Origin of the sequence: Micromonospora sp. NBC_00898 (assembly GCF_045207895.1) — a bacterium.
Lineage (GTDB): Bacteria > Actinomycetota > Actinomycetes > Mycobacteriales > Micromonosporaceae > Micromonospora.
Map to the genome: position 1 here is coordinate 5,262,630 of NZ_CP108775.1, position 13,038 is coordinate 5,275,667.

At 73.2% G+C, this 13,038-nt stretch carries 13 protein-coding genes; 6 read left to right on the forward strand and 7 right to left on the reverse strand.

Annotation, left to right across the window (positions count from 1 at the left end; translation table 11 throughout):
• The first annotated feature begins 21 nt into the window (after positions 1-21).
• Positions 22-1,239 carry a hypothetical protein gene (locus tag OG799_RS25530; protein WP_406038272.1) on the forward strand — a complete coding sequence of 406 codons (1,218 nt, stop codon included), beginning with the start codon at positions 22-24 and terminating at the stop codon, positions 1,237-1,239.
• 12 nt (positions 1,240-1,251) lie between these two features.
• On the opposite strand, the gene OG799_RS25535 is transcribed toward OG799_RS25530, so the two are convergent.
• Positions 1,252-2,448 carry an acyl-CoA dehydrogenase family protein gene (locus OG799_RS25535; RefSeq protein WP_406038274.1) on the reverse strand — a complete coding sequence of 399 codons (1,197 nt, stop codon included), beginning with the start codon at positions 2,446-2,448 and terminating at the stop codon, positions 1,252-1,254.
• A 179-nt stretch (positions 2,449-2,627) separates the two neighbouring features.
• On the opposite strand from OG799_RS25535, the gene OG799_RS25540 reads away from it, so the two are divergent.
• Positions 2,628-3,065 (forward strand): DUF4190 domain-containing protein, encoded by a 438-nt coding sequence (locus tag OG799_RS25540; RefSeq protein ID WP_406038276.1) that lies wholly within the window; start codon positions 2,628-2,630, stop codon positions 3,063-3,065.
• 22 nt (positions 3,066-3,087) lie between these two features.
• Here OG799_RS25540 and OG799_RS25545 read toward each other — a convergent pair whose 3' ends face one another.
• Positions 3,088-3,978, reverse strand: a complete 891-nt coding sequence (locus OG799_RS25545) for an SDR family NAD(P)-dependent oxidoreductase (RefSeq protein ID WP_406038278.1) — start codon at positions 3,976-3,978, stop codon at positions 3,088-3,090.
• Positions 3,979-4,098: 120 nt separating this feature from the next.
• On the opposite strand from OG799_RS25545, the gene OG799_RS25550 reads away from it, so the two are divergent.
• Positions 4,099-4,638 (forward strand): DUF4190 domain-containing protein, encoded by a 540-nt coding sequence (locus OG799_RS25550; RefSeq protein ID WP_406038280.1) that lies wholly within the window; start codon positions 4,099-4,101, stop codon positions 4,636-4,638.
• A gap of 64 nt (positions 4,639-4,702) precedes the next feature.
• Here OG799_RS25550 and OG799_RS25555 read toward each other — a convergent pair whose 3' ends face one another.
• Positions 4,703-5,659, reverse strand: a complete 957-nt coding sequence (locus tag OG799_RS25555) for an HpcH/HpaI aldolase/citrate lyase family protein (RefSeq protein WP_406038282.1) — start codon at positions 5,657-5,659, stop codon at positions 4,703-4,705.
• 128 nt (positions 5,660-5,787) lie between these two features.
• On the opposite strand from OG799_RS25555, the gene OG799_RS25560 reads away from it, so the two are divergent.
• Positions 5,788-6,612, forward strand: a complete 825-nt coding sequence (locus OG799_RS25560; RefSeq protein WP_406038284.1) for an SDR family NAD(P)-dependent oxidoreductase — start codon at positions 5,788-5,790, stop codon at positions 6,610-6,612.
• A 49-nt stretch (positions 6,613-6,661) separates the two neighbouring features.
• Positions 6,662-7,456, forward strand: coding sequence for a GNAT family N-acetyltransferase (locus OG799_RS25565; RefSeq protein ID WP_406038286.1), 795 nt, complete (start codon positions 6,662-6,664; stop codon positions 7,454-7,456).
• Here the strand turns inward: OG799_RS25565 and OG799_RS25570 are convergent.
• The 3 genes from OG799_RS25570 to OG799_RS25580 all read right to left on the reverse strand — a co-directional run bounded on the left by OG799_RS25570 (position 7,453) and on the right by OG799_RS25580 (position 11,658).
• On the reverse strand, positions 7,453-8,352 hold the full coding sequence (locus OG799_RS25570; RefSeq protein WP_406038288.1) for a DUF2785 domain-containing protein: 900 nt from the start codon (positions 8,350-8,352) through the stop codon (positions 7,453-7,455). The two genes, OG799_RS25565 and OG799_RS25570, sit on opposite strands and share 4 nt — an antisense overlap.
• A 73-nt stretch (positions 8,353-8,425) precedes the next feature.
• Positions 8,426-10,603, reverse strand: coding sequence for an amino acid permease (locus tag OG799_RS25575; protein ID WP_406038290.1), 2,178 nt, complete (start codon positions 10,601-10,603; stop codon positions 8,426-8,428).
• 92 nt (positions 10,604-10,695) lie between these two features.
• A complete protein-coding gene (locus OG799_RS25580) occupies positions 10,696-11,658 on the reverse strand; it encodes a DMT family transporter (protein WP_406038292.1) in 963 nt (320 codons plus the stop codon).
• Between the two features lie 98 nt (positions 11,659-11,756).
• Between OG799_RS25580 and OG799_RS25585 the strand changes: the two genes are divergently transcribed.
• Positions 11,757-12,470 carry an HAD family hydrolase gene (locus OG799_RS25585; RefSeq protein WP_406038294.1) on the forward strand — a complete coding sequence of 238 codons (714 nt, stop codon included), beginning with the start codon at positions 11,757-11,759 and terminating at the stop codon, positions 12,468-12,470.
• Positions 12,471-12,480: 10 nt separating this feature from the next.
• Here the strand turns inward: OG799_RS25585 and OG799_RS25590 are convergent, their stop codons facing one another.
• Positions 12,481-13,005: a hypothetical protein gene (locus OG799_RS25590; protein WP_406038296.1), complete on the reverse strand. Its 525-nt coding sequence runs from the start codon at positions 13,003-13,005 to the stop codon at positions 12,481-12,483.
• Positions 13,006-13,038 lie beyond the last annotated feature (33 nt).

The window sequence follows — 13,038 nt, forward strand, 5'->3', positions numbered from 1 at the left end:
CAGCAGCCCGACCTGCTGTGGATGATCGGGCTCTTCGCCAGCCTGCGGGTCCACCCGCACGTCGTCGGCGCCACCGGCCTGCGCGTCCGCAACGGCGTGTCGGTCGACTTCGTGCTGCCCTGGCCGGCCGTCGCCCGGGTCGACGCCCGCTACCGGTCGCTGCCCTCCAGCCGGGCGGTCCAGCTCGAGGCGGCGGACGACGGGATCGTCCTGCACATCAGCGCGGGCAGCCAGACCAGCGTCGACGTCGTCCTGCGGGAGCCGCTCGCCGTTTCGCTGCCCAAGGGGCCGAGCGGAGCCGTCACCGAGGTCCGGCTCTACGCCGACGACCCCCACGCGCTGGTCGCCCGGGCCCGCCGGCAACTGACGGTGGGTCTCACCCGGCCGGAGAGCCACGCCGGGCCATGGCGACCCGGTCCCGCGACAACTCCCGGACCATCAGGGACGACGACGGTGGCGGGGGCGACGTACCCTACCGCCGTGTCCGTCTCGGGGCCGGCCAGGGCGACGGCGTACGTCTCCGGCGGTGGCCTCTGGCCCCGGCGGCTGCTGGCGCTGGCGGTCGCGGCGGTGGTCTTCACCGCGGCCGCCGGGGTGCTGCTGGGCGGCCCGGAACTCGACGTGCACGACCTGCAGTTCCCCGTCTGGCTGGCGACCGGGCTGCGGCTGGCGGAGGGGCACTGGTGGCCCCGGCGGTCGGCCCGGTTGGTCTGGCGGCCCCGGGTGGCCGGCCGGTACGCCGTGGAGAGCGGCCTGGTGGCCCGGCGGTCGCTGGCGGGCTGGGCGGTGCAGATGACGGAACTGGCCTGGGCGACGCCCGTCGCGGTGGCCCTGATCTCGCTGCTGCCCGACGGGCCGGGGTCGGCCCGGGACGCCCGGGCCGTGCTGCTGGTCGGCGTCGCGGCCGGGCTGGGCCGGGTCGCGTACGGCGAGGCCCGGTTCACCGGCCGGCTGGCGCTGACCGCGAGCGGGGTCCGGCACCGCGACCGGCAGTACGCGTGGTCGAACATCGACCGGGCGCGCCTCGCCGTGGTGGACGGCCGGGTGGACGGCGTACGGCTGCGCCTGATCGTCCGCAAGGCGTTGGAGCCGGCGCCCGTGGTCGGTGGCCGCGGCGTGGCCGTCTCTGACGAGCGGCTGCTGGCCGCGATCGACCACTTCCGGGCTCGGCCGGAAGCGCTAGCGGTGGGGCTGCCGGTCACCGCGCCGGAGCCGGCCGGCGCGCCGGCCGGCGGGTGACCGGCACGCCCGTCAGAGCTTGTACTCCTTGAGCAGGCCGCGGGAGATGATGGTCTTCTGGATCTCCGAGGTGCCCTCGCCGATGAGCAGGAAGGGGGCCTCCCGCATCAGCCGCTCGATCTCGTACTCCTTGGAGTAGCCGTAGCCGCCGTGGATGCGGAAGGCCTCCTGGACGACCTCGGCGCAGTACTCGGAGGCGAGCAGCTTGGCCATGCCGGCCTCGACGTCGTTGCGCTGGCCGGCGTCCTTGAGCCGAGCGGCGTTGACCATGAGCGAGTGCGCGGCCTCGATCTTGGTGCCCATCTCGGCGAGCTTGAAGGCGATGGCCTGGTGCCGGGCGAGCGGCTGGCCGAAGGTGCGGCGCTGCTGGGCGTACGCGACGGCCAGTTCGAAGGCGCGGACGGAGATGCCGCAGGCGCGGGCGGCGACGTTGACCCGGCCGACCTCGATGCCGTCCATCATCTGGTAGAAGCCGCGGCCGACCTTCTCCGCTCCGCCGAGCACGGCGGAGGCCGGGACGGTCACCCCGTCGAGCACCATCTCCGTGGTCTCGACGCCCTTGTAGCCCATCTTGTCGATCTTGCCGGGGATGGTCAGGCCGGGGGCGGTCTCGCCGAAGCCGGGCTCCTTCTCCAGCAGGAAGGTGCTCATGTTGCCGTAGACCGAGTCGGCGCCGGTGTCGGTCTTGACCAGGGTGGCCACCACCGAGGAGTACGCCCCGTTGGTCAGCCACATCTTCTGGCCGTTGAGCACGTAGTTGTCGCCGTCGCGGACCGCCTTCGACTTGATCGCCGAGACGTCGGAGCCGCACTCCGGCTCTGACATCGAGAACGCGCCGCGCACCTCGCCGGTGGCCATCCTCGGCAGCAGCCGGGCCTTCTGCTCGGCCGAGCCGTGCTGGGAGATCAGGTACGCCACGATGAAGTGGGTGTTGACGATGCCGGAGATCGACATCCAGCCGCGGGACAGCTCCTCGACCACCAGGGCGTAGGTCAGCAGGGACTCGCCGAGCCCGCCGTACTCCTCGTCGATGGTGAGGCCGAACAGCCCCATCTCGCGCATCCCGTCGAGGATGTCGGCGGGGTACTCGTCGGCGTGCTCCAGCCGCTGGGCGTGCGGAATGATCTCCTTGTCGGCGAACTCCCGGACGGTTTCCAGGATCGACCGCTGCACATCGGTCAGGCCGGGCGTCTGGGCGAGTCGGGCCATCTCAGCCTCCGGGGATCGGCGCATTACTCGTGGGTAACTGAACGCTCGGTCAGTATCGGCCCCGCGACCGGCGACGCCAAGGTGACCAGTCCACACAACCGCTGTGAAAAGGTTCACCGCTGCGGGTAGCGTCCGCAAGAGAGAAGGCCGGTGAGCTGCGACGGAGGGGGCGAGCGAGGGTGAGTTATCCACCACCCGGGGAGCCGGATCAGCCCCCGTCGCCATACGAGCCGCCGCCCTACGGCGAGCCGCCGTCCTACAGCCAGCCGCCGCACCACGACCCCTACGGCCAGCAGCCGCAGTGGGGGCAGCAGCCGCCGTACGCGCCGCAGCCGCCGTACGGCCAGTACGGCCCACCGCCGGGCGGGGGCGGCGGTGGCACCAACGTGATGGCGGTCCTGTCGCTGGTCTTCGCCTTCGTCTTCGCCCCGGCCGGGATCGTCCTCGGCCACCTGGCCAAGCGGCAGATCCGGCAGACCGGCGAGGAGGGCGGCCAGCTCGCCACCTGGGGCCTGGTGCTCAGCTACGTCTTCACCGCGATCGGGCTGCTCGCCTGCTGCGGCTGGATCGCCGTGGCCATCTGGGCGAACTCCGACAGCGGCGGCTCCTACAACTGACCCGCGCCCGCCGCCGCATGACTCAGCGAAACTGCGACTCCCGCACGCTGTTCCCGCCGTCGACCACGAGCATCTGCCCGGTGATGTACGAGGCGGCCGGCGAGCAGAGGAAGGCGATCGCCGCGGCCACCTCGTCCGGCGTGCCCGGCCGACCGACCGGGGTGCCCAGTCCCTGCTTGATCTCGGCCATCGTGGACGCCGCCGTGTAGATGGTGCCGGGGGCAACCGCGTTGACGGTCACCCCGTCGGCGATCATCTCCATCGCCAGCGCCCGGGTCAGCCCCACCACGCCCGCCTTCGCCGCCGCGTACGCGGCCTCGGTGGGCAGCGCGTTGATCGCACCGGCGGTCGCCGCCAGGTTGACGATCCGACCCCAGCCCCGCTCGGCCATCCCGTTGATGAACGCCCGGCTGCACAGGAACGCGGTGGTCAGGTTCCGGTCGATCTCGCCGCGCCACTCGTCGTAACTGAGCTGGGCCACCGGCCGCAGCACCTCCGGGCTGGCCCGGCTGGCCAGGCCGGCGTTGTTGACCAGCACCTCCACGTCGCCGAGCTGCTCGGCCACCGCGTCGGCGAGCGCGCCCACCTCCGACTCGTCGGTCAGGTCGGCCACGAAACCGGTCACGCCCAGCTCGCCGGCCCGCTCGTGGATCCGCCGGGTGGTGGAGACGATCGCGACCCGCGCCCCCAGGTCGGCCAGCCGACGGGCGGTGGCGTAGCCGATGCCGTCCGGGCTGCCCGCCCCGGTGACCAGGGCGACCCGGCCGTCGAGACGCATGGTGACCGGCTCGGCGAGCGGCGCCGGCTGGTCGGTGTCTTCGGCGCCCGCCGGGGCGGTGCCGCGGCTGCGCCGGACCAGGCCCGGGCGGCTCACGTCCCGTCTCGGTCGACCACCACGCGCGTCAAGTGCCATGCCGCGATCCTGCCCGCTGTGGACCTTCCGGGCAACGCGGCACCCGGAAAGGGGGTCCTCGGTTTTGGGAAGGGCTGGCTACCCTGACGGCGCACCCGCATTCAACGGAGATGAAACCTGATGAGCTATCCCCCGCCGTCCGGTGGTTGGCAGGACCCGTCCGCGGCCGGCCAGCAGTCCACCCCGCCCGCCGACCCGACCCTCGCGATGGGCAGCCCGATCCCCGCCCAGCCGACCTCCGCCGACCCGTACGCCCCGACCAACCCGTACGCGGGCGGGCAGGCCACGACCAACCCGTACGCCGCGGCACCGGGCGGGCAGCCCATGGCCGACCCGTACGCCGCGGGCGGCTACCCGCCGCCGGCCTACCCGGGGTACGGCTACCCGGCCGCCGCGAAGACCAACACCCTGGCCATCGTGGCGCTGGTGCTCTCGCTGGTCGGCTTCGCCTCCTGCATCACCGCGCCGATCGGCGCGATCCTCGGGCACGCCGCCCGCAAGCAGATCCGGCAGACCGGCGAGCAGGGCGAGGGGATGGCCAAGGCCGCCATCATCGTCGGTTGGATCCTCACCGGCCTGCTGGTGCTGCTGATCGCCTTCTACGTCGTGGTCATCGTGATCGCGATCGCCAACGGCGACACGAGCAGCAGCAGCTTCTGACGCGGAAGGGCCGTCCCGGTCGACCGGGACGGCCCTTCCGCACCCCGGCCGCGGCGGCCTCCGCTCACTCCGACGGCGGGGTGAAGCTCGACGTACGGGTCATCCCGGCCGCGCGACCCTTGGCCGCGATCACCAGGGCCATCTTGCGGGACGCCTCGTCGATCATCTCGTCGCCGAGCATCACCGCGCCGAGCCTGCCGCCCGCCTCCGAGGTGTAGTGCTCGTACGCGTCGAGGATCAGCTCCGCGTGGTCGTAGTCGGCCTGGGCCGGGGAGTAGACCTCGTTGGCCGCGTCGATCTGGCCGGGGTGCAGCACCCACTTGCCGTCGAAGCCGAGCGCCGCCGAGCGCTTGGCCACCTCGCGGAACGCGTCGACGTCCCGGATCTGCAGGAACGGGCCGTCGATGGCCTGCTTGTCGTGCATCCGCGCGGCCATCAGGATCCGCATCAGGATGTAGTGGTACGGGTCGCCCGGGTAGTCCGGGATCAGCGCGCCGACCACCAGCGACTTCATGTTGATCGAGGCCATGAAGTCGGCCGGCCCGAAGATGATGGTCTCCACCCGGGGCGAGGCGGCCGCGATGGCGTTGACGTTGACCAGGCCGGCGGCGTTCTCGATCTGCGCCTCGATGCCGATCCGGCCCACCTCCAGGCCGAGCGTCTTCTCGATCTGGGTGAGCGTCAGGTCCAGCCAGTGCACCTGGGCGGCGTTCTGCACCTTCGGCAGCATGATGCAGTCCAGGTTCGCGCCCGCGCCCTCGACCACCTCGATCACGTCCCGGTAGGTCCACGGCGTGGTCAGGTCGTTCACCCGGACCACCCGGGTCTTGCCGGCCCAGTCGCCCTCGTTCAGGGCGGCGACGATGTTCTTCCGCGCGTCCGGCTTGGCCAGCGGGGCGACCGCGTCCTCCAGGTCCAGGAAGACCTGGTCGGCCGGCAGGCCCTGAGCCTTGCCGAGCATCTTGACGCTGGAACCGGGTACCGCGAGGCAGGACCGGCGGGGGCGACCGACAGCGGCCATGGATGCGCTCCTTCCAGCGCCCGGCGGGCACGCCGACGCCACCTGAATGACAAGCCGAGAACTTAACGATCCCAAAGGTCTTTGTGACGCCACGGTAACCTCGTGCCGTGACCGGGGTGAATGGACCTGTGGAAGATCTCACTGGCCGTCGGACCGTGGTGGTGACGGGCGCCAGCTCCGGCATCGGACTGGCCGCCGCCGTCGACCTGGCCCGCCGGGGCGACCGGGTGGTGCTGGTCGGCCGGGACCCGGCCCGCCTGCAGTCGGCCGGGGACCGCGTCCGCGAGTCCTGCGGCGAGCGCCCGGAGCTGTTCCGCGCCGACTTCGCCGTCCTCGACGACGTCCGCCGGCTCGCCGAGCGGCTGCGGGAGTCGTACGACCGGATCGACGTGCTGGCCAACAACGCCGGCGCCATCGTGCTCCAGCCGGTGACCACGCTCGACGGGTTCGAACTGAGCATGCAGGCCAACCACCTGGCCCCGTTCCTGCTCAGCAACCTGCTCCGCGACCGGATCGGGCGGATGGTGGTCACCGCCTCCGGCGCGCACCGCAGCGGGGCGCTCGACCCCGACGATCTCAACGCCGCGCTGCGCCGCTACCGGCCGATGCGGGCGTACGGGACCAGCAAGCAGGCGAACATCCTCTTCACCGCCGAGGCGGCCCGGCGCTGGCCGGACGTGCCGGCGTACTCGTTCCACCCGGGCGTGGTGCGGACCCGGTTCGGCAACGAGAGCCGGCTGGTCGCCCTCGGCATGCGGCTGCTGCCGTTCCGCAGCCCGGAGAAGGGCGCGGAGACACTGGTCTGGCTGGCCAACCAGGACCCGTCCCGGCTGGTCGACGGCGGTTACTACGCCGACCGGCGGCCGCGCCGGCCGCTGGCCAAGGCGGCCGACCCGCGGCTCGCCGCCCGGCTCTGGACGGCCAGCGCGAAGGCCGTCGGCATCGACGGGTGACGGGTTTCCCGGTGGCGTCCGGCCGCGGACCGCTGCCACACTCCGCGCCATGACCACGGAGAACGACAATGGGACGGGCAGCGCCGACACGGGTCGCGCCGACGGCGCGACGATGCGGGTGGGCGGCGCGGACGCGGAGCTGGAGGCCCGGATCGGGCGGGAGCTGACCGCGTTCAACAACGCCGCTACCGGCACCGACGACGAGGCAGACCTCTCGGTACGGGTCACCGACGCCGACGGTGAGCTGGTCGGCGGGCTGACCGGCTGGACCTGGGGCGGCCGCGCCGGGCTCAACACGATGTGGGTCCGCGCGGACCGCCGACACCAGGGCTGGGGCGGCCGGATGCTGCGGGCCGCCGAGGAGGAGGCCCGGCGCCGGGGCTGCACCGAAATCTCGGTGTCGTCCTTCTCGTTCCAGGCACCCGGCTTCTACCGGCGGCACGGTTACTCCGACACCGGCATCCGCGACGGCATCCCGGGCGGCCACGTCGACCACCACTTCTGGAAGTCGCTGGTCGACGACCCGGCCGCCGCGCTGCGATTAGTCGCGCTGGTCGAGCTGGCCGCCGACGCGGTCGAGGCCGGTCAGCGGTACGAGGACACGGTGCTCGCCCTGCTCGGGCGGCACGACGGGCGGCTGGAGCGGCGGCTGCGTACCGGCGACGGGCGGACCGAGGTGCACGTGATCCGGTTCGCCTCCCGCGCGGGCTACGAGTCGTTCCTCGGCGACCCGGACCGGGCCGCGCTGCGCGCCGCCCTCGGCGACGCCGCTCCGACCACCCACGTGCTGGAGGTCCACGAGGTCCAGCTGCCGACCGGCCGCAGCGCCCCGCAGGTGCACTAGTCAGGAGTACCGGCGTCGGCGTACCAGTAGGAGAACGGTCGCAACACGTCCGCGATCACCGCACACATCGCTCTCCGATCGGGCGGCGGTGCGGCGAAGTGGTCGTCGGCGGCGTACCAGGGCATGGCCTTGACTCCGAGGTCGAGCTGCAGGTAGAGCGCCCTGAGGTAGTTGATCGCGTTGAGACGGGCGTGGGCGCGCGGGTCGAGGTCATGGCGGTGACGTACCGTCGACAGCTCCCGCAGTGGGGCGATGGCCCGCTCGAGCCGGCCGGCGGGCAGGTCACCGCGGTGCAGCAGGGCCATCGACGCGTACGCCAGGCGCTCGTCCTCGGAGAGCAGCAGGGTGGTGCCAGCGGTGTCGACCAACCGTGCCGGTATCGCGTCGAGGAGCCGGCCGGCAGCGGCGGCGTCGACATGACGGCTGCGAGCGAGGGTGGCGATGACATCGGCGGCGTGGGCGGGCACGTGTGCCACGCCTCGCCGCGGATCGGTGACGCCTCGCAGGTCGCGTTCGGCCGCGAACCAGTCGAGAAAGTCGTTCAGCCACTGGGTCATCGTCTCGCCGTCCACGATCTCGGCCACGATGTCGCGTTCGATCACCAGGCCGAGGACCAACGCGGCGAAGCTGCGCCCGAAAACGCTGTCCGTACCGACCTCACCCAGCCCCCGGCCGATCGCGGCGACCAGTCGGTCGCCCAACCCGACCAGGTCGGCGTCACACACCCCCTGCAGCACCCAGTCGCCGAGAACCTCGTAAGCGATCTCGTCGCGGGTGTGCGCGTCCGGCAGCGCAAGCATGTCCTCGAGTTCCGCGACAAGGCGGGGCAACGGTAGGTCCGTCGGAACGACTCCGTCGGCGGACCTGATGCGCTCCCAGTACTTCGGCTCGATCACGTCGCACACCGTAAACCAAGGGTCCGCGCGGATCGGATACCTGCTCACTCCACTCTCGGCGCGCCTGTGAGCCTCAGTCGGAGATGTGCACCGGGACGCTGGTGACCACCACCCCCGGCAGCGCCCGCAGGGCGGCCCGCAGCCGCTGCTCGGCCCGGCTGTGCAGCGGCCGGTGCCAGCGGCGGCGCAGCACCACCTCCGGCACGATCACGGTGAGCGTCAGATCGGCCCGGGAAGCGTGCAACGCCTCCAGGTAGTGCGCCAGCGGCCCGATCACCGCCCGGTACGGCGACACGATCATCTCCAGCCGCACGTGGTCGCCCCACGCCTGCCACTGCTCGCGGAACCGGTCCGCCTCGGCGTCCTCCGGGGCGATGTGCACGGCCAGGGTCGGCTGACCCAGCGAGGCCGCGTACGCCAGCGCGCGCAGCGACGCCCGGTTCAGCCGGGCGACCGGCACGATCACCAGGTGGCGTACCTCCTGGGGCAGTTCCTCGCCCTCCGCGGGCCCGCCGCCCTCCGCGGGCCCGCCGCCCACCGCGGACCCGGCGGCCGGCGGCGGGTGCAGCGCCAGCGCCCGGTGCAGCGTCGCGTAATGCCGGTGGATCTGCTGGAAGAGCAGCACCAGCAGAGGTACCGCGATCACCACCACCCAGGCGCCCTCGGTGAACTTGGAGAACGCGGCGGTCAGCAGCACGACGCCGGACAGACTCGCGCCGACCGCGTTGATGGCCAGCCGCCGCCGCCAACCCGGCCCACGGTGGCGTCGCCAGTGCACCACCATGCCGGCCTGGGAGAGGGTGAAGGCGAGGAACACCCCAACGGCATAGAGCGGGATGAGCGACGTGGTGTGCCCGCCGAACGCGACGAAGATAGCTCCCGCTGCGACGGAGAGCGTCACCAGCCCGTTGGTGAACGCCAGCCGGTCCCCCATGTGCAGGAACCGGCGGGGCGCGTGACCGTTGCGGGCCATGAAGAAGAGCAGCCGGGGGAAGTCGTTGAACGCGGTGTTCGCCGCCAGCAGCAGGATCAGTGCGGTGGTGGCCTGGAGCAGGGCATACCAGGGGCCGGTGGGAAAGGTGAGTCGGCCGAGCTGGGAGAGCAGGGTCTGGTCCGGCCGGGGCGCCAGGCCGTCGAGGTGGATCAGGACGACCAGCCCGGCGAAGAGGACCACCAGCATGGCGACCATCCAGCCGAGGGTGGTGCGGGCGTTACGCCACTCGGTGGGCCGGAATGCCGGTATCGCGTTCGACACCGCCTCGATGCCGGTCATCGACACCGCCCCGGAGGCGAACGCGCGCAGCACCAACAGCAGCCCCAGCCCCTCTGCCGCCGGCACCGCCGGCGGGGGCACCGGCGCGAACCCCCGGCCCGCCGCGCGCAGGTAGCCGACCACCAGCAACGCCAGGAGGGCGGCCACGAAGGCGTACGTGGGCAGCACGAATATGTTGCCGGCGGTACGTACCCCGCGCAGGTTCCCGGCCAGCAGCACCGCGATCACCAGGACCCCGAGCGGCACGGTGGCCGGCCCCAGCCCGGGCAGCGCCGAGGTGATCGCGCTGACCCCGGCCGCCACCGATACCGACACGGTCAGCACATAGTCGAGCATCAGACCCGCCGCGGCCGCCAGCCCCGGCGTGGCACCGAGGTTGTCGCTGGCCACGATGTAGGAACCGGCGCCGTGCGGATAGGCCGGGATGGTCTGCCGGTACGACAGCCCCACCGCGATCATCAGCACGACCAACGCAGCGGCCAGCGGCAGGGACAGCCCGAGCGTGGCACCGCCGGCCAGCACCAGCACGGTCAGCATCGCCTCCGGTCCGTACGCGACCGAGCTGAGCAGGTCCGAGGAGAGGATCGGCAGGGCGACCAGCTTGCGCATCCGCTCGTACAGCACCGCGGAGCTGCGCAGCGGCGGGCCGAAGAGCGCCCCCCGCAGCCGGCTGAGCCCTCGCCCCAGCCGCGTGCCGGGCACCTGTGCCGGCTCGGTCGCGACCAGCTCGTCCGGCTCCTCGACGGTGAACATCTCGATCGGCGCCAACCGGCCGAAGCGGCTCGGCGCCGGCTCACGACGGTGGCGACCCAGCGTCGGGTCCACAGGCAGCTCGTCCGGCCGGCCGGCGTCGCGCCAGCGCTCGCCGATCCGGCGCAGCGCCGCCCGCTCCTCCGGCGCCAGCGGGGGAAACTCGGCCGAGGGCGTGACGACGGTGCCGCGCTCGGCCTCGTCGTCACCCGCCTGCTCCTGTGCCATCCCGCCCCCTCCCCCCGCACTTTCACGGAAAGTGGCTCCTCCGGCTGGAGAATCGCCACTCTTGCCGGGAATCCGGGGCGGCGCGCGGGGGCTCAGTCGGCGAGCGGGGTGGGGTCGGCGGGGAGGGGGACGGGGGCGGGGCGGCGGGGGGTGCGAGCGCCGGCGAGGACCACCACGACGACGCCGGCCAGCAGCAGGGCCAGGCCGGGCAGCGCCAGCGGCCGGGGCAGCTGACCGAGCCACACCCAGGCGATCAGGGCCGCGCCGGGCGCCTCCAACAGGATCAGCACGCTGACTGTGGTGGCGGAGATCCGGTGCAGGGCGTAGTTGAACATCGAGTGGCCGAGCAGCTGGGCACCGGCCACCAGGCCGAGGATGGCCAGCCAGGTGCCGCCGTCCCAGCCGTGCAGGCGTACCCCGCCGAGCAGGCAGACCACCAGCAGGATCGCCGCGCACACGCCGTAGCAGATGGTGGTGTACGTGGTGGTGCTGATGGTGGCCCGGGCCCGCTCGCCGAACGCGGTGTAGACGGCGGCGAACATCCCGCCCGTCACGGCGAGCAGGTCACCGGCGAACGCCCGGCCGGAGGCGCCGAAGTCGGCGCCGGTGGCCACCGCCGCGCCGACCACCGCCACCGCGATGCCCGCCCACACCGCCACCGGCAGGCGCCGGCCCTGCCAGCGGGCGATCAGCCCCTGCCACACCGGCTGCGTCGCACCCAGCGCGGTGGCCGCGGCGACCGAGGTGAGCTGCGCGCTCGGCATCCAGGTAGCGAAGTGCGCGGCCAGGGCCACCCCGGACAGCACGCAGTACAGGCCCTCCCGCCGGCCGGCGCCGACGGTCAGCGCGCGGAATTCCGCCCGCCGCTTCACCAGCGAGAACGGGCCGAGCACGGCCACCGAGAGCAGGTTGCGCCAGAACGCGACGGCGAGGGCGGGAGCGGCCGCGAAGGCGACCAGCGGGGCGGAGGACGAGACGGCCGCGACGGCGACCACGACCACGCCGACGGTCAGCGGGTCCAGGGGCGGGTGCGGATCGGAGGACACGGAGAGCAATCCTCACACGTCACCAGACAGCACGGAACGTCAGCATTCCGTTACGATCATGCTTGTCCGCGCCGGCGACCCCCCTCGACGCCCGGAGGCGCTTCCCCATGCCCAGGTTCCAGGCCGTGCTGTTCGACTTCTTCGGCACGCTCACCCGGTCCGTCCAGCGTGGCCCGGCCCACCGGTCCACCGCCGAACTGCTCGGCTGCCCCAACGACACCCTGGTGGAGGTGCTCGACCGCACCTACTACCAGCGGGCCAGCGGGCTGCTCGGCAACGCCGAGACGACCCTGCGCTGGGTCTGCGACCAGGCCGGCGTGCACCCGTCCGACGGGGCGGTACGCGCCGCCGTGGCGTCCCGTCACCGGGCCGTTCGCGCCGACACCCGGCTGCGGGACGAGGCGGTGCCGGTGCTGGCCGGGCTGCGCCAGCGGGGCGTCCGCACCGGGCTGATCAGCGACTGCACCCACGAGCTGCCGGCGTTCCTGCCCCAGTTGGCGATCGCCCCGCTGCTGGACGTCCGGGTCTTCTCCGTGCAGGTGGGGCGCTGCAAGCCGGACCGGGCGCTCTACCTGGCCGCGTGCCGGCGGCTCGAACTGGCCCCCGCCGACTGCCTGTACGTGGGTGACGGCGGCAGTCAGGAACTCACCGGCGCCGAGCGGGCCGGGATGACGGCGGTCCGGCTGGCCGCGCCGGACCTGACCGGGCACCTGGTCTTCAACGCCGAGCGGGGCTGGGCGGGACGGGCGCTGACCTCGCTGACCGAGGTGCTCGAACTGGTCGACCCGGCCGTCGAGCCGATCGCCTGCGCCGTACCCTGACCCGCCCGGGTCAGCGGCGGCGGACCTTGTGCAGCCGGAACGGCTTGCGGGTCGCCCGCACCACCGGGGCCGGCCGGGGCTCCTCCGCCAGCGACTCCGCCGGCAGGTCCGCGCCCGCGGCCGGCGCACCGGCCGGAGCCAGCCGGTTCAGCGCGCAGCTATCGGCCGCCCAGCGCTCCACCAGGTCGGCCGAGGGACCGGGCGCGTTCAGCCGCTTCGCCGCGACCAGCGGGGCGGCCGTGGTCCACTCCTCGGTGCCGGGCCGCAGCCGGGTCACCCGGGCCGGCCAGGTGACGATCCGCCCGCCGTGGTCGCCGCGCAGGGTGACCCGCGCCTCGGTGGCGTCGGCCAGGCCGGGCGCGGACTGCTCGCCGGGCCCGGTGACGACGAGGAGCGCGCCGTCGAGCGGCAGGCACCACAGCGCGTACGCCGGCCCGCCGCCGACGCTCACCCAGCAGACCGCCGCCTTCTTCACCGCCTCGTCGACCAGCGGCGTCGTCTCCCGGCTGTCCAGCTCGTCCGTCACACCGGCCATCCTCTCGTACGCCGCCGGCTCAGCCGGCGGGAG